The 17,156-nt window shown below is 62.4% G+C and carries 20 protein-coding genes; 4 read left to right on the plus strand and 16 right to left on the minus strand.

Annotation, left to right across the window (positions count from 1 at the left end; genetic code table 11):
* Window positions 1–2: 2 nt before the first annotated feature.
* The 5 genes from VNT00_RS08890 to mhpA all read right to left on the minus strand — a co-directional run bounded on the left by VNT00_RS08890 (window position 3) and on the right by mhpA (window position 5,424).
* On the minus strand, window positions 3–866 hold the full coding sequence (locus tag VNT00_RS08890; RefSeq protein WP_325586572.1) for a branched-chain amino acid ABC transporter permease: 864 nt from the start codon (window positions 864–866) through the stop codon (window positions 3–5).
* A gap of 27 nt (window positions 867–893) precedes the next feature.
* Window positions 894–1,586, minus strand: coding sequence for an ABC transporter ATP-binding protein (locus tag VNT00_RS08895; protein ID WP_325586574.1), 693 nt, complete (start codon window positions 1,584–1,586; stop codon window positions 894–896).
* Complete coding sequence (locus VNT00_RS08900; protein WP_325586576.1) at window positions 1,583–2,311, minus strand: ABC transporter ATP-binding protein; 729 nt, start codon at window positions 2,309–2,311, stop codon at window positions 1,583–1,585. The genes VNT00_RS08895 and VNT00_RS08900 overlap by 4 nt, the downstream gene beginning before the upstream one ends.
* A gap of 118 nt (window positions 2,312–2,429) precedes the next feature.
* Window positions 2,430–3,725 (minus strand): ABC transporter substrate-binding protein, encoded by a 1,296-nt coding sequence (locus tag VNT00_RS08905; RefSeq protein WP_325586578.1) that lies wholly within the window; start codon window positions 3,723–3,725, stop codon window positions 2,430–2,432.
* A 91-nt stretch (window positions 3,726–3,816) separates the two neighbouring features.
* Window positions 3,817–5,424 carry a bifunctional 3-(3-hydroxy-phenyl)propionate/3-hydroxycinnamic acid hydroxylase MhpA gene (gene mhpA, locus VNT00_RS08910; RefSeq protein WP_325586580.1) on the minus strand — a complete coding sequence of 536 codons (1,608 nt, stop codon included), beginning with the start codon at window positions 5,422–5,424 and terminating at the stop codon, window positions 3,817–3,819.
* A 399-nt stretch (window positions 5,425–5,823) separates the two neighbouring features.
* Between mhpA and VNT00_RS08915 the strand changes: the two genes are divergently transcribed.
* Window positions 5,824–6,492: a TetR/AcrR family transcriptional regulator gene (locus tag VNT00_RS08915; protein ID WP_325586582.1), complete on the plus strand. Its 669-nt coding sequence runs from the start codon at window positions 5,824–5,826 to the stop codon at window positions 6,490–6,492.
* 4 nt (window positions 6,493–6,496) lie between these two features.
* Here the strand turns inward: VNT00_RS08915 and VNT00_RS08920 are convergent, their stop codons facing one another.
* From VNT00_RS08920 to VNT00_RS08940, 5 genes are all read right to left on the minus strand, one after another.
* Window positions 6,497–7,429: a DMT family transporter gene (locus VNT00_RS08920; protein ID WP_325586584.1), complete on the minus strand. Its 933-nt coding sequence runs from the start codon at window positions 7,427–7,429 to the stop codon at window positions 6,497–6,499.
* 75 nt (window positions 7,430–7,504) lie between these two features.
* Window positions 7,505–8,896 (minus strand): class I SAM-dependent methyltransferase, encoded by a 1,392-nt coding sequence (locus tag VNT00_RS08925; protein ID WP_325586586.1) that lies wholly within the window; start codon window positions 8,894–8,896, stop codon window positions 7,505–7,507.
* 34 nt (window positions 8,897–8,930) lie between these two features.
* Window positions 8,931–9,152, minus strand: coding sequence for a hypothetical protein (locus VNT00_RS08930; RefSeq protein WP_325586588.1), 222 nt, complete (start codon window positions 9,150–9,152; stop codon window positions 8,931–8,933).
* Between the two features lie 271 nt (window positions 9,153–9,423).
* A complete protein-coding gene (gene wrbA / locus VNT00_RS08935; RefSeq protein ID WP_325586590.1) occupies window positions 9,424–10,047 on the minus strand; it encodes an NAD(P)H:quinone oxidoreductase in 624 nt (207 codons plus the stop codon).
* Between the two features lie 156 nt (window positions 10,048–10,203).
* The gene (locus VNT00_RS08940) at window positions 10,204–10,902 is read right to left on the minus strand and encodes a pirin family protein (protein ID WP_325586592.1); all 699 of its coding nucleotides are present in this window, start codon (window positions 10,900–10,902) and stop codon (window positions 10,204–10,206) included.
* Between the two features lie 241 nt (window positions 10,903–11,143).
* On the opposite strand from VNT00_RS08940, the gene VNT00_RS08945 reads away from it, so the two are divergent.
* Window positions 11,144–12,043 (plus strand): LysR family transcriptional regulator, encoded by a 900-nt coding sequence (locus VNT00_RS08945; protein WP_325586594.1) that lies wholly within the window; start codon window positions 11,144–11,146, stop codon window positions 12,041–12,043.
* Window position 12,044: 1 nt separating this feature from the next.
* Here VNT00_RS08945 and VNT00_RS08950 read toward each other — a convergent pair whose 3' ends face one another.
* Genes VNT00_RS08950 through VNT00_RS08960 form a run of 3 tightly spaced genes read right to left on the minus strand, consistent with a single transcriptional unit; the run spans window position 12,045 to window position 12,967 of the window.
* Window positions 12,045–12,374 carry a helix-turn-helix domain-containing protein gene (locus VNT00_RS08950; protein ID WP_325586596.1) on the minus strand — a complete coding sequence of 110 codons (330 nt, stop codon included), beginning with the start codon at window positions 12,372–12,374 and terminating at the stop codon, window positions 12,045–12,047.
* A 31-nt stretch (window positions 12,375–12,405) separates the two neighbouring features.
* Entirely contained in the window at window positions 12,406–12,672 is a 267-nt protein-coding gene (locus VNT00_RS08955; RefSeq protein WP_325586598.1) for a hypothetical protein, read from the minus strand.
* A complete protein-coding gene (locus VNT00_RS08960; RefSeq protein ID WP_325586600.1) occupies window positions 12,665–12,967 on the minus strand; it encodes a hypothetical protein in 303 nt (100 codons plus the stop codon). Before VNT00_RS08960 ends, VNT00_RS08955 begins: the two co-directional genes overlap by 8 nt.
* 194 nt (window positions 12,968–13,161) lie before the next feature.
* On the opposite strand from VNT00_RS08960, the gene VNT00_RS08965 reads away from it, so the two are divergent.
* Window positions 13,162–13,596, plus strand: a complete 435-nt coding sequence (locus tag VNT00_RS08965; protein ID WP_325586602.1) for a hypothetical protein — start codon at window positions 13,162–13,164, stop codon at window positions 13,594–13,596.
* 82 nt (window positions 13,597–13,678) lie between these two features.
* Here VNT00_RS08965 and VNT00_RS08970 read toward each other — a convergent pair whose 3' ends face one another.
* Both VNT00_RS08970 and VNT00_RS08975 read right to left on the minus strand, forming a co-directional pair.
* Window positions 13,679–14,029, minus strand: a complete 351-nt coding sequence (locus tag VNT00_RS08970) for a VOC family protein (protein WP_325586604.1) — start codon at window positions 14,027–14,029, stop codon at window positions 13,679–13,681.
* A 26-nt stretch (window positions 14,030–14,055) separates the two neighbouring features.
* The gene (locus tag VNT00_RS08975; RefSeq protein ID WP_325586606.1) at window positions 14,056–14,535 is read right to left on the minus strand and encodes a VOC family protein; all 480 of its coding nucleotides are present in this window, start codon (window positions 14,533–14,535) and stop codon (window positions 14,056–14,058) included.
* 270 nt (window positions 14,536–14,805) lie between these two features.
* On the opposite strand from VNT00_RS08975, the gene VNT00_RS08980 reads away from it, so the two are divergent.
* Entirely contained in the window at window positions 14,806–15,318 is a 513-nt protein-coding gene (locus VNT00_RS08980; RefSeq protein WP_325586608.1) for a DUF1697 domain-containing protein, read from the plus strand.
* 139 nt (window positions 15,319–15,457) lie between these two features.
* Here the strand turns inward: VNT00_RS08980 and VNT00_RS08985 are convergent.
* Window positions 15,458–17,156 (minus strand): DEAD/DEAH box helicase (locus tag VNT00_RS08985; protein ID WP_325586610.1); only part of this gene is annotated, 1,699 nt, incomplete at its 5' end.

The raw sequence follows: 17,156 nt of genomic DNA on the forward strand, positions 1-17,156 counted from the left end.
TGTTATGTCCTTGAAAACAAACCGCTGGGCTTGAACAGCAAGACGGCCAGGAAGACGAGGTGGCCGGTCATGATTCCCCAGGCCGGGCCTATCATGAAGCCCAGGCCTTGCGCCACGCCAAGCAGCAGGGCGCCCGCGAACGTTCCCCACAGCGATCCCAGGCCGCCGATGACGACCGCCTCGAAGGCGTAGATGAGGAAGGTGGGGCCGGCGCCGGGGGTGACGGAATTTTTCATGCCCATGAACACCCCGCCCACGGCCATGACGGCGAAGGCGATGCCCATGGCCAGGCCGTAGACGTGCAGGTCCTTGATGCCCATGAGCTGGGCGGTGTCCCGGTCGTCCGAGGTGGCGCGCAGGGTGACGCCCAGGGACGTGCCCTTGAACAGCCGCGACAGGCCGGCGGTGATGATCAGGGCGGCCGCCAGCGTGATGACGGGGAACACGCCGAGGCTTATCGGGCCGAACACCGTGAAGCTGGCGGTCGACAGGCTGCCTATCGGCAGTACTTTCGCATCGGCCGAGAAGATTTCCAGCAGGCCGTTCTGGATGATGATGGACATGCCGAAGGTGATGAGCAGGGGCGGCAGGATGTCCTGGCCGAGCACCTTGTTCAGGACCGCGCGCTGCAGCACGTAGCCCAGCCCGAACATGATCACGACGACGATGGGCAGCGCCGCGAACGGGTTCAGGCCGCTGGCCGACATGACGACCAGGGCGATGTAGGCGGCCAGGGCGATGAAGTCGCCGTGCGCGATGTTGACCAGTTTCATGACGCCGTAGGCCAGGGACAGGCCGATGGCGAACAGCGCGTAGACGCCTCCGGTCAGGGCGCCCTGCACTATGGCGTTTACCCATTCGAACATATGTGTCTCCTCGTTTCGCTGCGCTGGCTAGATGCCGAAATAGGCATCCGAAATTTGTTTCTTGCTGAGCTCGGCCGACTTGCCGGCAAGGGCCACCTTGCCGTGCATGAAGCAATACAGGCGGTCGGTCATGCGCTTGGCCATGTCGATATCCTGCTCGACGATCAACGCCGCCGTGCCGTCGCCGGTGATCTTGGGCAGGGCTGCGTAGATGTCCTTGACGACCACCGGCGCCAGGCCCAGCGATATTTCGTCGCAGATCAACAGCTTGGGATTGGACATGAGGGCGCGGCCGATGGCCACCATCTGCTGCTGGCCGCCTGAAAGCGTCAGCGCCGGGTTCTTGCGCTTTTCCACAAGGGCGGGAAAGAGCTCGTACACACGCTGCAGATTCCATGCCCCCGAGCGCTTCGACATCCTGCCCACCAGCAGGTTTTCCTCGACGGACAGGCTGGGGAACAGGCGGCGGCCTTCGGGAACCATGGCGATGCCCATGGCGACGATGTCGCTGGGGTGGACGCCGCCGATGGGCCGGCCGGCGAACGAAATGGCCTGGGGTCCCACCTTGATCTGGCCGCAGATCGATTTCAGGAATGTGGACTTGCCCGCGCCGTTGGCGCCGATGATGGCGACCGATTCGCCCTCGCGCATGGAAAAGTCGATGCCGAACAGGGCCTGGAAGTCGCCGTAGAAGGCTTCGAGATTCTGGACGGTGATCATGCCTGCACCTCCATGCCCATGTAGACGCGCTTGACCTCGGGACTGTTCATGACGGTTTGCGGATCGCCTTCGGCCAGTTTTTGCCCGAAATTGATGACCAGCAGGCGCGTGGCGACGGCCATGAGCGCATGCACGACGTGTTCGATCCAGATGATGGAAACCCCTTGCTTGCGGATGTCGTTGACCATGTCGATCAGTTGCAGGGCCTCCTGCTCGGTCAGGCCGCCGGCGATCTCGTCCAGCAGCAGGATTTTCGGCTGCGTGGCCAGGGCGCGCGCCAGCTCCAGCCTTTTGCGGTCGAGCAGCGTCAAGGCGCCGGCAAGGCGGTTCACTTTATCGAGCAGGCCCGTGCTGGCCAGGATGTCCATGCACAGGTCGTTGGCCTTATGCCCCGCGCCGCCCGCGCCGAAGGTGGCGGCCACGAGCAGGTTCTCGAACACCGTCATGCCGCCGAAGGGCTGGGCGATCTGGTACGAGCGCCCGATTCCCAGCCGGCACCTGCGGTGGGCCGGCAGCCGGGTGATGTCGCTGCCTTCCAGGGTGATGCGGCCGGTGTCGGCCCTGAGATCGCCGCTGACGAGGTTGAACATGGTGGTCTTGCCGGCGCCGTTGGGCCCCAGGACGCCCAGCGCTTCGCCCTGTTCGAGCTGGAAGCTCAGGTCGTCCGTAACCTTGAACGAGCCGAACGATTTCGATACGTTCTCGACGCAAAGAAGAGTGGTCATGGTTGTGTCCTTGCATCCGCCCCGCATAGTGTGCTGTCCGGTTCTTTGCACACTATGCGGGGCGGATGCTTTTGCCGTGCGGTTTGGCGGGTTCGTCCGTGCTGTCTTCGGCCAGGCCTTAGGCCAGCGGCTTGATCTTGGCCTGCACGGGAATCTCCGGCGCGGTCTCGTTGTTGACGACGAGCAGGTCATAGGGGTGGTTCTTGCCCTTGACCCATTGGCCGCCCACCAGCGGCGTCTTGGCGACGTTCTTGACAGGTCCGTTGCCCCATTGCACATGGCCGATGATGGTGTCGAGCTTGGTCTGGGGAATGGCGTCGCGTATGGCTTCGGGCGAATCGATGTCCTTGGCGCGCTTCAGCACGTCGATGGCGACTTCGAACAGCGAGTGCGCGTAGCCCAGGGGCTGGCTCCATTGGCGCTTGGTGGCGGCCTCGTAGGCGTCGGCCAGTTGCTGGGCGCTTTGGCCGTTCAGCGAGGACTTGTACGGACGGTTGGGGCTCCACCAGCACTCCTGCGTCAGACCTTCGCCTTCGGCGCCCAGGGCCTCGACTGCCGAGGGGAAGGCCAGCGCCTTGCCGATGGTCACGGCCTTGGGATTGAAGCCTTGCTGCTTGGCCTGCGTCCAGAAGTTCTTGAAGTCGGGCGGGGTCTGCACCCCGGCGATGATCTCGACGTTGGCCTTCTTGTATTCGGACAGCAGGGCGGTGAAGTCGGTCTGGCCGTTCTGGAAGCGGCCCGCGTCCAGAACGGTGTAGCCCATTTTCGTCAGGGGCGGCGCGATGCCCATCTTGGGGTCGGCCCAGGCGTTGCCGTCGCCGTCGTTGGCGCACAGCAGGCCTACGACCTTGTTGGTGTCCAGGCTCTTCCACATATTGGAGAAGACCGCAATAATGTCTTCCAGGCCCCAGAAATAGTGGTAGGTCCAGTCGAAGCCTTGTTGCGGCTTGCCTCCACGGGTAAAGAACCAGGGCTGCCAGGGCGTGGTCGTGGAAATGCAGGGAATCTCGTTCAGCTCGCACTGGTCGGAGACGGGGTTGGCGTTTTCCGGCGTGGAGCCTACGATCATCAGGTCGATCTTGTCCTTCAGGATGAGCTCGGCGGCGACCTCGGAGGCGCGATTGGGGCTGGACTGGCTGTCCTTGACGATGACCTCGATGGGGTGGGCCGTGCCGTTGACGGTCACCCCGGCCTTGAGCAGGTCCTGGATGCCGGCGAGGATGAACCGGTCGACTTCGCCGAATCCCGCCAGCGCGCCGGTTTGCGGCGTGACGTAGCCGAGCTTGATGACGCGGCCCGTCTTGGCGAGCGCCAGCGGGCTGATGCCCGCCAGGCCCAGGGCTCCGCCGAAGGCGGAGGCCTTGATGAACGAGCGCCGTTTCTGGTTCAGATGCTTGGTGTCCTGTTGTGTCATGCTTGTCTCCTGATGTGGTGCCGCTGATGGTTCTTGTGTTGGTTGGGGGTGTCGGGCAATGCCTGTTCCATTGCCCGTGCGAAGGCCGTGCTCAGGCCGCCTCCGCGGTTGCCAGGATGCCGTACCGCTTCAGGTCGGCAGCCAGGCTGTCGACGAGATCCGGGATTTCCGCAGCGCCGGCGGCGCCGCCGTAAAGATAGAAGTCGGGGCGAACCAGCATGGCGCGGATTTCGTGGGCGTCCATATAGGCGGCGTATTTGCCGTCGAGGCCGACGAATCCGCCGGCAGCGGTATCGTCCGGCGCCAGGTGCACGACCTTGGCGTCCAGCTTTTCCAGGAAGACCAGGTTCTCGGCCGACAAGGCGGCCCTATCCTGCGCGCCGCGCAGCACCAGCACGAAGCCCAGGCCGACCAGGTCGTCGAAGCGGCCTTTTTTGCCGCCATAGGCAATGGTTCCATGCGGGCTGAGCAGGCCGGCCGGCGCCTTGACGCTGCCGTCCGCGGCGCGGTGCAGGATGCCGTCGACCAGCGAGGGGAAGGGCGGAGGCGGCGTGGCCGTGCCGCCCAGGAAGGCGGCATCGCGCTCGGCGGCCACGGCCGGGTCGGGGATGCAGATGACCTTGCCCAGGTACATGGAAAGCTCGATGACATCCCTGGCGTGCGGCCGGCGTTCCGTCTGGTAGGTGTCGAGCAGGCTTTCGTCCGCCTTGCCGCGCAGGATCAGGTTCAGCTTCCAGGCCAGGTTCCAGTCGTCGCGCAGGCCGGCGCACATGCCTTGCCCCATGAAAGGAGGCATGACGTGCGCGGCGTCGCCCGCCAGCATGATGCGCTTGTCGCGCCAGGTCCGGGCGATCAGCGAGCGAAAGTTATACACCTTGGCGCGCTGTATGACCGCCTGGCCGGGCTTGACCCAGGGTTCCAGCAGCTTCCAGGCGGTTTCCTCGAGTTCGAGTTCTTCGCGCGACTCGTTGGGCAGGCGCATGAACTCCCAGCGGCGGTAGTAGCGGCCGTCGCGGATGCCGGCGGGAACGATGGTGGTCGGACGCGCCGGATTGCAGTATTGCGCGGCGGGGGGGATGTCCAGTTCCACGCCTTCGTTGGGAAGGATGTCGATGACCAGCCAGTCGGCCTCGAAGCCCAGGTCTTCGCGTTCGATGCCCAGGGAACGGCGCACTGGGCTGTTGGCGCCATCGACGCCGATCAGGTATTTGGCGCGGGCCGTGCGGGTTTTGCCGGTTGCCGTTTCGCGCGCCACGACTTCGGCGTAGCCGGCGGTTTGGCGGATCTCGGTGACTTCCCAGCCCAGATTCAGCTCGACTTCCCGGTAGCTGTTGACGGTGGCATCGAACATTTCCTCCAGCGTGGGCTGGTGGATGAAGTTGACTTCCGAGCCGCCGGAAATCGATTCGGCCGACCAGTCGATGTGCAGCAGTTCCTTCCAGTCGGCGTTGAACCAGCGGTAGGCGGGCGCGGGATGGCTGATGGTGGGCAGCTGGTCGCGCAGGCCGATGGCCGAAAGCATGCGGTACATTTCGTGGTCGATGCATACCGCCCGAGGCAGCGGGAAGCGTTCGGGCCACAGCTCGAACACCGAGACGGTATGCCCTTGCCGGGCCAGTGTCATGGCCAGGACCTGGCTGACGGGCCCGTAGCCCACTTGAATGACGTCGTAGATGACGCCGCTGTTCGCGTTGCTCATTGTGTACTCCTGAAATCCTGCGGTTTAGCTGGGCTATGTCTGCTGCTGCATGCTTTGCCGTTGCGGCGGGCTTGCCTTGCTTCCGTGCTGCCGGTATTTATTTTGACGAGAATGTCATTTTGATATTCTAAGCATAATGACAATAATGTCAGTATTAGAGTAAACCCGGATTATTGAAGGGAAAAATGGGCAATACACTGAATTGCCCGAAGCGGGACTGTGGCGCCATGTTCACGGTTTGCGCCTTGGCTGAACGGCGCATCCGCCCAGGTTCACATGCGCGAATCCGCCGGATGGGACGCCGCGGGGAACGCCGGCGTGCAGGAAGGCTTGCCGCGGGTTTTGCAGAATTTCGACGCAGTACAATCCATGTTTATGCCATTTTGAAATGAATTAGCCGTGAAACAAGAAGATCACCGGACACGAGTCGGCCAAGCGCGGCGGGAAAAAACCCGCGCGCTGCTCATGAAAAGCGCCTTGGCGGTTTTTGCGGAAAAAGGCCCCGACCTGCCCGTCATCGAGGACTTCATCGCCGCCGCGGGGGTTGCGCGGGGCACTTTCTACAATTACTTCAGTACGACCAGCGAACTGCTGGCTGCGCTGACCGGCGCCATGAGCGATGAAGTGCTGGCCGTGGTGGACGCCGAGGTATTGAAATTCGAGGACCCCGCCACCCGGATATGCACGGGCACCCGGCTTTACGTTGGCATGGCGTGCCGCTATCCGCTATGGGGCACATTCCTGGCCCGCATTGGTTCGCGGCATGCGGTGCGGGGCAAGCTGCTCGACACCTACCTGACGCGCGACGTGCAAACGGGCGTGACCAGCGGGCGGTTTTCAGTGCCCAATGCCGTGGTGGTCCGGGACATTATTCTTGGTTCGATTTTCTTCGGCATCGAAACCATACTCACCGAACCCAGCATCGAGAACCATGTAGAAGAAATGATGTACGTGGTGCTGCATGGCGTCGGCCTGTCCAAGCAAGAGGCCCGGCAAATCGCGTTCATGCCGCTGCCCGAGGCCGGGCCTGTTTCGGGGCCGATATTCTCGGCGCTCAACCCAAAATAACGGCTTATGCTTTCGCGGCGTCGCGCACCATGCGGCGCAGCCAGTCGTGCCCGCTGACCAGCACGATGCCCATCGCCACGCATCCCGCGCCGATCAGGAAACTGGGATCCAGCGGTTCGTCCAGCAGCCAGACGCCGAAGACGATGCCGAACAGCGGCGTCATGAAGGAAAAGACGCCCAGCCGCGACGCCAGGTATTTGTGCAGCAGCCAGAACCAGGCCAGGAAGGTGAAGAACGAGACGACGATCGCCTGGAACAGCACGCTGCCCCAGGCCAGGGGCGTGGAGTGGATGGCTGTTTGCCCAAGCACCACGGCGGCGATCAGCAGCAGGATGAAAGCGGCGATAAGCTGGTACAGCAGGGTCTTGGTGACCGAGGTGTTCGACAGGCGCGTGCAGCGGATGACGACGGTGGTGGACCCCCACGAGGCGCCGGCCAGCAGCCCCAGGAAATCGCCCAGAAGAATATTCGGGGCGTCTTTGGTGGCGGCATGCGCATCCGGCCCGAAGAAGGCCACGATGATGCCGACGAAGGCGATGCCTATGCCCACCCATTGCGCGGCCGAGAGTTTTTCCTCGGGCAGCCGCCAGTGCAGGCCGATGGCGGCGAAGAAGGGCGCGGTGTAAAGAAAGACCGCCATGTGCGAGGCGGTCGTGTAACGCATGCCTTCGCCCAGGAACAGGAATTCCAGCGCGAACAGCGCGCCGATGAGCAGGCCTGGCGCCCAGGTGCCGTCTTTCAGCGCCAGCGGTTCGCGGCGGCAGACCATGAGCAGCGCGACCAGGACGGCGGCGATGCCAGAGCGGAGGGAAATCTGCAGGACGGGGGCGATGTCGTAGGCGACGGCCTTGATGGCGATTTGCTGGAAACCCCAGATCATGCACAGAAAGGCCATGAGCCCAAATGCCTTGCCGTCGATGGCTTTACGCTCGTTCATTGTGTCTCCATGAATGCTGCTTATCGTTGGCCCTATTCGTGTTGCCCTGGCGCCGTCTCGTCCATGACGGCATGTTCAAAGCCGGCTGCGGCGGTCGCCGCTGATAAAGCCCAGCAGCGGAACGGGTATGTCTTTTCCTACGGCCAGAACCTTGAACAGTTCGCCCATTTCCGCTTCCGACACCAGCTTTTGCACGGCGGAAGCCGCCTGGCCGTAGCGGACGGTGTCGTTCGGGTCGAGGCCGGCCAGCAGGCTGGGCAGGCCGGTGTTCAGCAGAAAGCGCGCCTGCGAGGTGTAGCCCAGCACATCCAGCCCGCCTTCCAGCGCGGCATCGGCCATGGCGGTGAAGTCGACGTGCGCGGTGATGTCCTGCAGCCCCGGGTAGACCAGGGGCTGAGGGTGGGCATGATGGCGGAAATGGCACATCAGCGTGCCCGAAGCGCGCTGCGGGTGGTAGTACTCGCGCTGGGGGAAACCGTAGTCGATCAGCAGCGCGGCGCCTTTTTCCAGCCAGGAGCCCATTTGCCGCACCCAGGCTTCGGCCCGCAGGTTGATTTCGGACTGGTACTCGGGCAGGGGCGGCATGCGCTTGGCCACGGCTTCGGCCAGCTCGGCCGAGGCCGGGCGCTCGGCCATCAGGAACGGCGCGCCATTATTGCCGGCTGCATCTTTGTTTTCCAGATGCGCCTGGCCCAGGCTGGCTTCCACGCCGCCGGCGCGGCGATGACGGAAGCTGATGTCGTCTTCGCCGGCGTGGCTGTGGCCGAGCGTCACGCCCAGCTCCAGCACCTGGCCGGCATCGCCCCAGCGGAACAGCGTGGCCGGCATGGCGTCCAGCACTTCGTTGGCCAGCACGCAGCCCGAAAAATGTTCCGGCAGGCTGTCCAGCCAGCTTACGGCCTGGCCGAACCCGGCCAGGCGCCGCTGCTGGCGTTCGCGCAAATCGGCCGAGACTTCCAGTATCTGGTAGGCGGGCTCGATGCCCAGCCCGCGCAGGGCGGGAATGATGGAGGCGGCCAGGGCGCCCGAGCCGGCGCCGAATTCCAGCACATTGACCGAGCCGCTGGTTTCGAGGATTTGCGCCACCTGACTCGCCAGGGCCTGGCCGAATACGGGGCCGAGTTCCGGCGCGGTGGTGAAGTCGCCAGCGGGCAATCGAGGCGTTGGCCCGGCATGGTTTGCGGAGGCATTCAAAGGCGCGGCGGCTGCCGCGGAGGATTCATCGCCACCGCCTTTTCGCGCGGCCGCGATGTGGCGGGAATTGCCGCCGAACTTGGCGCTGCCTGCCGCATAGTAGCCCAGGCCGGGCGCGTAAAGCGCCAGATCCATCCATTGCTCGAAGGGCATGAACCCCCACGGGGCTTGCTCGATTTGCTGGACCAGATAGCGCTCGACGGCCCGCGCGTGGGCGGCCGATTCGGGATCCAGGGCCGGGAGTCCGGCAGGAACGGAGGTGGAAGAAGACATGGGCTGGGGTCTTGGTTGTGCCGGGGGTAGTGTATCAGCGCCGGCCTTCGTCCTGAGTGGCGGCGTCGTTGGCGGCATGGCTCTTGCCGCGTTTGTTCAGCAGGTAAAGGCTGTGGCACATGGCGATGAAGAATGCGGCCAGCAGCGCCGCCATGGCACCGACCAGATAGTTGCCGAACACGATCCACAGCGGCACGGACAGGATGGCGGCCAGAAATAGCGGCTTGTTCGCAAGTTGTCTCGCAAATTGTTTCATAGGTTCGGGAAGCGGGGCGCGGTTGCATGGCGGGGCGCGATGTCGATGAAAAAGGACACGGCTTTGTCCGTAGAGTATAGGCGCAAGCCGAATGCGGCGTCTTTTGCCAAAAAAAACGGCATCCGGATTGTGTCCGGATACCGCTTCGGGGAGGCATTATTGTGTAATGCCGAAGATTGGGGCCGCATTGCCGCGGCGGTTGTTGGCGGTGTCTGCGCGGGTTTGCGGCGCAGCGGCGTTCGCCGCGGGACGCTTTGGCGCTTTTGCTCTGTTACGCCGCGTTGAGTGCGCGGCCCTTGACCAGGGCGGCGGTGATTTCGGCCACGTGGCGGCCCTGGTAGCGCGCGCCGTCCAGTTCGTTGGCGGAGGGCTGGCGCGAACCGTCGCCATTGGCGATGGTGCTGGCGCCGTAGGGGCTGCCGCCGGTGATTTCGGTGTTGATGGTCTGGCCCTGGAAGGAATAGGGCAGGCCGACCACCGCCATGCCGTGGTGCAGCAGCACGGTGTGGAACGACAGAATCGTGCTTTCCTGGCCGCCATGCTGGGTGGCGGTCGAGGTGAAGACGCTGCCGACCTTGCCGACCAGCTTGCCGGTCGCCCACAGGCCGCCGGTTTGATCCAGGAAATTCTTCATTTGCGAAGCCATGTTGCCGAAGCGGGTCGGCGTGCCGAAGATGATGGCGTCGTAGTCGGCCAGTTCGGCGGGTGTCGCCACCGGGGCGGCCTGGTCGAGCTTGTAGTGGCCGGCCTTGGCGATGTCTTCGGGTACGAGCTCGGGCACGCGCTTGACCACGACTTCGGTGCCGGCCACCGAGCGGGCGCCTTCCGCCACGGCATTGGCCATGGTTTCGATGTGGCCGTAAGTGGAATAGTACAAAACGAGAACTTTGGACATGATGTTTCCTGTAAATGTAAGAGTGTGGGCGTGGACAGTGATGCAGCTAAGGTCGGTTGACGTGTATCAAGGAGATCGCGTCGGGAAGGGCGCGGGCCGTGGCGCCGCCCGATGTTTTGCAAGATCGGGCGGCGTCGTTGGCGGCCGGTTCGCCCATCAGGGCAGGTCGAACAGCAGGATTTCCGCGTCGTGGCCGTTGGCGAACGCCAGGGCGGCTTCTTCGCTGATCTTCACGCCGTCGCCGGCCGACAGCGATTGCCCGTTAAGGGTCAGTTCGCCGCGCGCCACGTGCACGTAGGCATGGCGTCCCGCCGGCAGCGTGTAGTCGATGCGTTCGTCGCCATCCAGCAGCGCCGCATAGACCGATGCGTCCTGCACGATGGTCAGTGAACCGTCGCGGCCGTCCTGCGACACGATCAGCTTCAGCTTGCCGCGTTTGCCGTCGGCGTCGAAGAACTTTTCCTGGTAGTTGGGCTTCACGCCGGTGAACTTCGGCACGATCCATATCTGAAGAAAGTGCACCAGCTCGTCGCGCGAATGATTGAATTCGCTATGTCGCACGCCCGTGCCGGCGCTCATTACCTGAACGTCGCCCGGCCGGATGACCGAGCCCGAGCCCATAGAGTCCTTGTGCTCCAGCGCGCCTTCCAGCACATAGCTGATGATCTCCATGTCGCGATGGCCGTGCGCGCCGAAGCCTTCGGCCGGCTGCACCGTGTCGTCGTTGATGACGCGCAAGGCGCTCCAGCCCATTTCCTTGGGGTCGAAGTATTCGGCGAATGAGAACGTGTGGTGGCTGTTCAACCAGCCATGCTGGGCATGGCCGCGATCGGCAGCTTTGCGTAGTGCGAGCATATGAATCTCCGGTTGAAGGTGGTTGAATCTCGATGTAGTTATTCTATTTCTTATAAATCAGATAAAAAAGCGCTATTATTCGATTTAAATAATCTGATTTTTAGATATTTTTTCCTGGTTCCTGGTTCCTGGTTCCTGGTTCCTGGCTTTCCGGCGTGTCGTCTTGTGGGGAATCCGTTCCCGCCGCCTGCGTTCCTGATCCTGAGTGTTCCTATCCGGTCGTTTTTTCTTTTGTTTTCTTATGCGAATCCCAAAAACCACGCTGGAGCAGTGGCGCGTACTACAAGCTATTGTGGAATATGGCGGCTACGCCCAGGCGGCCGAGGCGCTGCACCGCAGCCAGTCGTCCGTCAGCTACGCCGTGGCGCGACTGCAGGAGCAGGCCGGGGTCGAGCTGCTTGCCATCGAAGGCCGCAAGGCCCGGCTTACCGAAAACGGCAAGGTGCTGCTGAAGAATGCCATCGACATGCTGGACGATGCGCAGCGCCTGGAGCAATTGGCGCAAAGCCTGGGCCGCGGCCGCGAGGCCGAGGTGCGCCTGGTGGTGGACGTGGCGTTTCCCACTACGCTGCTGCTGGAAGCCCTGGCGCAATTCATGCAAGTGGCCGAGGGCACCCGCATCCAGCTTACCGAGGTGGTGCTGTCGGGCGCCGACGAGGCCCTGTTCAATCAAAGCGCCGACATCGTCATCGGCACCCACGTTCCCGCCGGCTATTTAAGCAATCTGCTGCTCGATGTGGAGTTCGTGGCCGTGGCGAGCCCCGCGCACCCGCTGCACAGGCTGAACCGCGAGCTGACTTCCGAAGACTTGCGCCGCCACATGCAGATCGTGATCCGCGATTCCGGCACGGCGCATCCTCGCGACGTCGGCTGGCTGGGATCCACCCAGCGCTGGACGGTCACCAGCATGGAAACCTCGCTGTCCATGGTGGACGCCGGGCTGGGCTTTGCCTGGCTGCCCAGGCATCTGCTGCAAAAGCGTCTGGAAGAGGGCAGCCTGTGGCCCTTGCCGCTGGAACAAGGACAATCACGCCGCGCCCCGTTATATTTGACCTACGCCTGCCCCGGCCAGGCCGGCCCCGCCACCCGTCAACTCGCGACTTTGCTCGAAGAAGTCGTGAGGGACAGTGCCAAACAATAATTTAGTCCAGCGCAGCCAATGCGGCTTCGGGAGCTTTGTCTAGAACCTTGAGCAGGGCCTTTGCTGCTCCCGTTGGTGAACGTTTACCTTGTTCCCAGTTTCGGATGGTGTCCAATGAAACATTGATGCGTTCGGCAAATTCAGCCTGGCTGAATCCAAGGCGTTTTCGCACTCGCCGTGTGAACTTTGCGGCATCTTGCATGGCTTGCATTTCATCTTTAGCCTTATGCAAAGCGATATCTTTTTCGGTCGTGGCATCTACGCGAACGGTGTCGACGCGCCCCAACGCCACTGGAGATGCGGGGTCAATAGTCACGCGTACTATATTCATAGTGCTGTACCTCTCGTTCAATGGGCTACTTTCAGCTATCGCGCAGGCGGCCGGTAACGTATTTGTGCAGAACACTGGCAATCAGCGTCTGGTACGGAATGCCCTCTTCGAGTGCTCTGGCCTGGATATCGTGCAAGTCGCTTGTCGAAAGGCGAATATTGACCCGTTTGTCCTTGGTGGCGGTTGCCCGCGCGGCAGCGCGGATGCGGGCCAGTTCGCTTTTGGTGGCAATGGACGTGAGCTCACCGGCGTCGTAGGCGGCCAGGATGTCGTCTTCGTAACGATCGGTCTTAGGCATTCAGTTCACCCTTCAAATAGTCTCGAGTGGCTTTCCGGCTGGGGATTATGGTCTTGAGGAACAAATAGGTCTCTTCTTCTACGTACGGCACCAGGCAAGCATAGTTGTCGTGGTTGACGACCAGAATATGCTGATTGGGGTAATTCGCGGCATTCGGGTGCGTCAGAATATCGAGCAGCAGCCCTGATTCAATAGCTATGACAATGGCCTCGAATGAAATGCCGCGTTCTGCCTTAAGCTTATCTCCCTTCTCGGAACTCCAGCGGAATGGTTTCATGTTGAAAGTATAAGACATTGTGTGCCTATTGTCATCAATGGGCATGCCATCGGAGCATGCTGAAGAAAGTGATGTGGGTAGTGGATTATGTATGTATTCTGTGAGGTGGGTGTCGGAATAGCGGGTTTTTGCGGTGGCTGAAAATATCCAGCGTGGGTTGCAGAGCATTAGGCAAGAGGCTTTCGATATCATTGGGCAAACACGAGAAAGCCATGGCCAGAACAAAATCCAACTTCGAAATCACCACGGGGATCCGTAACGCTAGCCGCAGCTCGAACTCGCTTGTCTGGATCTTCGACGCGTTCGAGCACGATCCCAGCTATATCCGTACGCGGATGTTCGGTTGCGATGCCGCTTACCTCGATGGCTTGCTGTGCCTGGTTGCCGCCGATCGCGGCGAGCTCTGGAGCGGTTTGCTGGTGTGCACGTCGCGCGAGCGCCATGCCGCGCTGGTCGATGAAATACCCGCCCTGCGGCCGCACCCGGTTCTGGGAAAGTGGCTGTACGTGCCGCAAGACGATCCGGATTTCGAAACGATTGCCGAAACCCTGACGGCGCTCGTGCTGGCGCGCGATCCGCGCATAGGCGTCGAACCCAAGCCGCGCAAAAGCCGCGGCAAATCGGCGCGGGGCAAATCCTCGCGATAGCTACGGCTATCTCTGTGGTTTGCGCCTTGCCTGACAAGCCCATGCATCCAAATATAAGTAAGCAAACTAACCAAACAGGACACTAGCGATGCATGAGAATATTGATCAAGCGGCCGAAGGGGTCGCGAACGTAAAACCGGCGTACTCCCCACGGTTCGTCTACAGGGCCGTATTCAATGGGAATTCCAGCCACCTTCATGCGTTCCAGCGCTTCATCCAGGTCATCGACCTCCACCGAAAGATCGGGCACCGGCGTCCCCGAGCCCCCTTCCGATGCAAAACTGATCTGGACGGCTGCCTGCGCGTTTGAGCCGAAGGTCTGGATCCATTGGTGATCCATCAGCAGCTCCAGCCCAAGCACGTCCTGGTAAAAGGCCTTGGCCAACCCGATGTCCCGGGTTTCGATATTGGGAACCAATCGTTTAATTTTCATTTGAGAACCGTTCGAGCATTGCGGTACTAACCACGCTGCGCCGCTTCGATCGTGGCGATATCGATCTTTTTCATTTCCATCATGGCCTCGAAGGCGCGTCGGGCCGCCGCTGGGTCGGGATCGGTGACCGCAGCCATCAAGGCACGTGGGGTGATCTGCCACGACACCCCCCATTTGTCCTTGCACCAGCCGCATGCGCTTTCCTGTCCGTCATTGTCGACAATCGCGCTCCATAATCGATCTGTTTCGGCTTGGTCGTTGGTTGCAACCTGAAACGAGAATGATTCGTTATGCTTGAATGCCGATCCCCCATTCAGGCCGAGGCACGGGATGCCCATGACAGTGAACTCTACCATCAAGATATCGCCTCGCTGGCCTGCGGGATAATCGCCGGGTGCGCGATGAACCGTTCCGACCATACTGTCCGGGAATGTAGCGGCATAGAATTTTGCGGCGTCCAGGGCGGCGCCTTCGTACCAGAGACAAATCGTGTTCTTGGCGGTCATCTTGATGCTCCTTGGCTGGCGTTGTTTGATTTCCGGCCAGCATGGCGGGGTAAGCTACTGTATGGAAAGCTAGCCATCTGCTGCAATGGTATGCATCTTTTCACTTGGGGAAACTATTGTCATGATGACGAAAGAGACTGTTGTGATGCTCGCCCAGTATAGCGGCTGGGTCAGCCAGATGTTCTTCGAACATGGCACGAATCCTCCGGAGGCGGATCTAAGCGTCTTCCTCTGCGAGTCTCTTCCCTATACCTCATTCGCGGAGGCCATATGCCCGTGTATATAGCATTGCTGCGCGCCGTGAACGTTGGCGGAACGGGCAAGCTGCCTATGTCCGAGTTAAGGGCGATGTGTGTTGCCGAGGGATTCCGGAAGGTGCAAACCTATATTGCCAGCGGCAATGTCGTTTTCTCGGCCAGTCTGTCCGAGTTGCGGGTCAAGGCGGCGCTGGAGAAACAATTAAACGCCTATGCGGGCCAGCCGATGGACGTCATCGTGCGCACCGCGCAAGAGATGACTGAGGTTCTTGCTGGCAATCCTTTTCCCGATGCTCCCGCGAATCAAACGGTCGCCATCTTTCTGGACAAACCGCCACCCGCCGACACCCTCGACCAGATCAAGGGCAAAGCCGATGAGCTTGTGCAATTGGGCAGGCGGGAAATCTATGTGACGTATGGCGGGGGAATGGGGCGCTCGAAGCTCAAGATCCCCGCGGGAAAGAATGGCACGGCAAGGAATATCAATACCATTGCCAGGCTTGCTGAAATCGCGGCATCCTTATGACGCAATAAAAATGCCCCATAAGCTGACGTTCAACTTATGGGGCATTGCTTTGATTTCAACATCGTCGTCGCGGTGGGTCGCATTGGGAAACCACCCGCCGTCGCCATGACGCGACGTGCTGGAATCGCCTCCGTAACGCTTAGCCGCGCGGGGCGGGCTTGCCGCCGAAGCTGGGGCGGGCGGGGCGGTCGCCGAACTTGGCGGGAGCCTTGCGGGTGAAGTCGCCGCGCGGCGCGGGACGATCACCGAACGAGGTGCGCGCGCTGCGCGCCGGCTTGTCGCCGAAGGCGGGACGGTCGGCTCGGGCCGGGCGGTCGCCAAAAGGCTTGTCGCCGCGGGGGGCGCGATCGCCAAAGCCGGCCCGGTCGCTGAAGCTGCTGCGTTCGCCGCGGCCTTTGTAGCCGCCGCGCTCTTCGTTGCGGCCGGCAAAGCCGCCACGGTCGTCGCGGCCGCCGAACTCGCCGCGCTCACGGCGCCCCGCAAAACCGCCGCGTCCTTCGTCACGTCCGGCGAAACCACGCCCTTCGCTGCGTCCCGCGAAACCTTCGCGGCCTTCGCTGAAGCTGGCGAAGCCGCCGCGCGCCGGGCGGTCTTCGTGGAAGCGTTCGCCGCTGGCGGGGCGGCCTTCGTAGGCCGGCTTGTCGCCAAAGCGGGGCTTGCCCGAGAACGCCGGCTTGTCGCCGAAGCCGCCGTTGGGCTTGCGTCCATAGCCGGACTTGCCGCCGCCATAGCCTTTGCTGCCCGCACTGCCGCCGAAGTTCTTGCCGCCCTTGCGGTCGGTGTAGGTGGGGCGCACGGTCTTTTTGGGTTCCAGGCCTTCGATGACATTGGTCGGGATGGGCTGGCCGATGAAGTGCTCAATGCGGCGGATCTTGTGGCGTTCCGAATGCACAGCCAAGGTGAAGGCCAGGCCGCTGTTGCCGGCGCGGCCGGTGCGGCCGATGCGGTGGGTATAGTCTTCGGGCTGCATGGGCAGGTCGTAATTGATGGCGTGGCTGATGCCTTGCACATCGATGCCGCGCGCGGCCACGTCGGTTGCGACCAGGATGCGCAGCTTGCGTTTCTGCAAAAGGCCCAGGGTGCGTGTGCGCTGGCGCTGATTCATGTCGCCATGCAGGGCGGCGGCCGAGAAGCCCTGGTCGGCAAGGCGGTCGGCCAGGTCGTCGGCGCCGCGCTTGGTGGCGGTGAAGACAATGGCCTGATCCAGCGTGGTGTCGCGCAGCAGGTGATCCAGCAAGCGCTGCTTGTGGCCGTTGTCGTCGGCGTACAGCAGGCTTTGCGTGATATTGGTGTGTTTCTGCTTGTGGCCGGAAACCTCGATTTGCTCGGGGTCGCGCATCATCTTGCCGGCCAGGCGGGCGATGGAGCCGTCCAGCGTGGCCGAGAACAGCAGGGTTTGCCTGTCTTCAGGCGTGCGCGAGACAATGGTTTCAATGTCTTCGATGAAGCCCATGTCCAGCATGCGGTCGGCTTCGTCCAGCACCAGGGTGTGAACGGTCGAAAGGTTGACGCGGCGCGCCTGCAGGTGGTCGATGAGGCGGCCGGGGGTGGCCACCAGCACGTCCACGCGGCGCGACAGCGCCTTGAGCTGCGCGCCGTAGGGCATGCCGCCCACCACGGTGGCGGTGCGCAGGTCGGCCAGCTTGCGGCCGTAGGTCGCGGTGGCGTCGGTGACCTGCAGGGCCAGTTCGCGGGTCGGGGTCAGCACCAGCACTTGCACGCCGACGCCCTTGTTGGCGGGTTGCTGAGCGATACGGTGCAGCGCCGGCAGCATGAAGGCGGCGGTCTTGCCGCTGCCCGTCTGCGAGGACACCATCAGGTCGTGACCAGCCAGGGCC

The organism is Eoetvoesiella sp. (assembly GCF_035555955.1).
In the GTDB taxonomy this organism is placed as follows: Bacteria; Pseudomonadota; Gammaproteobacteria; order Burkholderiales; family Burkholderiaceae_B; genus Eoetvoesia.

What these genes read in the sequence shown, in the direction of transcription:
- VNT00_RS08890 (WP_325586572.1), bottom strand. Translation starts at nt 866, where the DNA reads ATGTTCGAATGGGTAAACGCCATAGTGCAGGGCGCCCTGACCGGAGGC.
- VNT00_RS08895 (WP_325586574.1), bottom strand. Translation starts at nt 1,586, where the DNA reads ATGATCACCGTCCAGAATCTCGAAGCCTTCTACGGCGACTTCCAGGCC.
- VNT00_RS08900 (WP_325586576.1), bottom strand. Translation starts at nt 2,311, where the DNA reads ATGACCACTCTTCTTTGCGTCGAGAACGTATCGAAATCGTTCGGCTCG.
- VNT00_RS08905 (WP_325586578.1), bottom strand. Translation starts at nt 3,725, where the DNA reads ATGACACAACAGGACACCAAGCATCTGAACCAGAAACGGCGCTCGTTC.
- mhpA (WP_325586580.1), bottom strand. Translation starts at nt 5,424, where the DNA reads ATGAGCAACGCGAACAGCGGCGTCATCTACGACGTCATTCAAGTGGGC.
- VNT00_RS08920 (WP_325586584.1), bottom strand. Translation starts at nt 7,429, where the DNA reads ATGAACGAGCGTAAAGCCATCGACGGCAAGGCATTTGGGCTCATGGCC.
- VNT00_RS08925 (WP_325586586.1), bottom strand. Translation starts at nt 8,896, where the DNA reads ATGTCTTCTTCCACCTCCGTTCCTGCCGGACTCCCGGCCCTGGATCCC.
- VNT00_RS08930 (WP_325586588.1), bottom strand. Translation starts at nt 9,152, where the DNA reads ATGAAACAATTTGCGAGACAACTTGCGAACAAGCCGCTATTTCTGGCC.
- wrbA (WP_325586590.1), bottom strand. Translation starts at nt 10,047, where the DNA reads ATGTCCAAAGTTCTCGTTTTGTACTATTCCACTTACGGCCACATCGAA.
- VNT00_RS08940 (WP_325586592.1), bottom strand. Translation starts at nt 10,902, where the DNA reads ATGCTCGCACTACGCAAAGCTGCCGATCGCGGCCATGCCCAGCATGGC.
- VNT00_RS08945 (WP_325586594.1), top strand. Translation starts at nt 11,144, where the DNA reads ATGCGAATCCCAAAAACCACGCTGGAGCAGTGGCGCGTACTACAAGCT.
- VNT00_RS08950 (WP_325586596.1), bottom strand. Translation starts at nt 12,374, where the DNA reads ATGAATATAGTACGCGTGACTATTGACCCCGCATCTCCAGTGGCGTTG.
- VNT00_RS08955 (WP_325586598.1), bottom strand. Translation starts at nt 12,672, where the DNA reads ATGCCTAAGACCGATCGTTACGAAGACGACATCCTGGCCGCCTACGAC.
- VNT00_RS08960 (WP_325586600.1), bottom strand. Translation starts at nt 12,967, where the DNA reads ATGTCTTATACTTTCAACATGAAACCATTCCGCTGGAGTTCCGAGAAG.
- VNT00_RS08965 (WP_325586602.1), top strand. Translation starts at nt 13,162, where the DNA reads ATGGCCAGAACAAAATCCAACTTCGAAATCACCACGGGGATCCGTAAC.
- VNT00_RS08970 (WP_325586604.1), bottom strand. Translation starts at nt 14,029, where the DNA reads ATGAAAATTAAACGATTGGTTCCCAATATCGAAACCCGGGACATCGGG.
- VNT00_RS08975 (WP_325586606.1), bottom strand. Translation starts at nt 14,535, where the DNA reads ATGACCGCCAAGAACACGATTTGTCTCTGGTACGAAGGCGCCGCCCTG.
- VNT00_RS08980 (WP_325586608.1), top strand. Translation starts at nt 14,806, where the DNA reads ATGCCCGTGTATATAGCATTGCTGCGCGCCGTGAACGTTGGCGGAACG.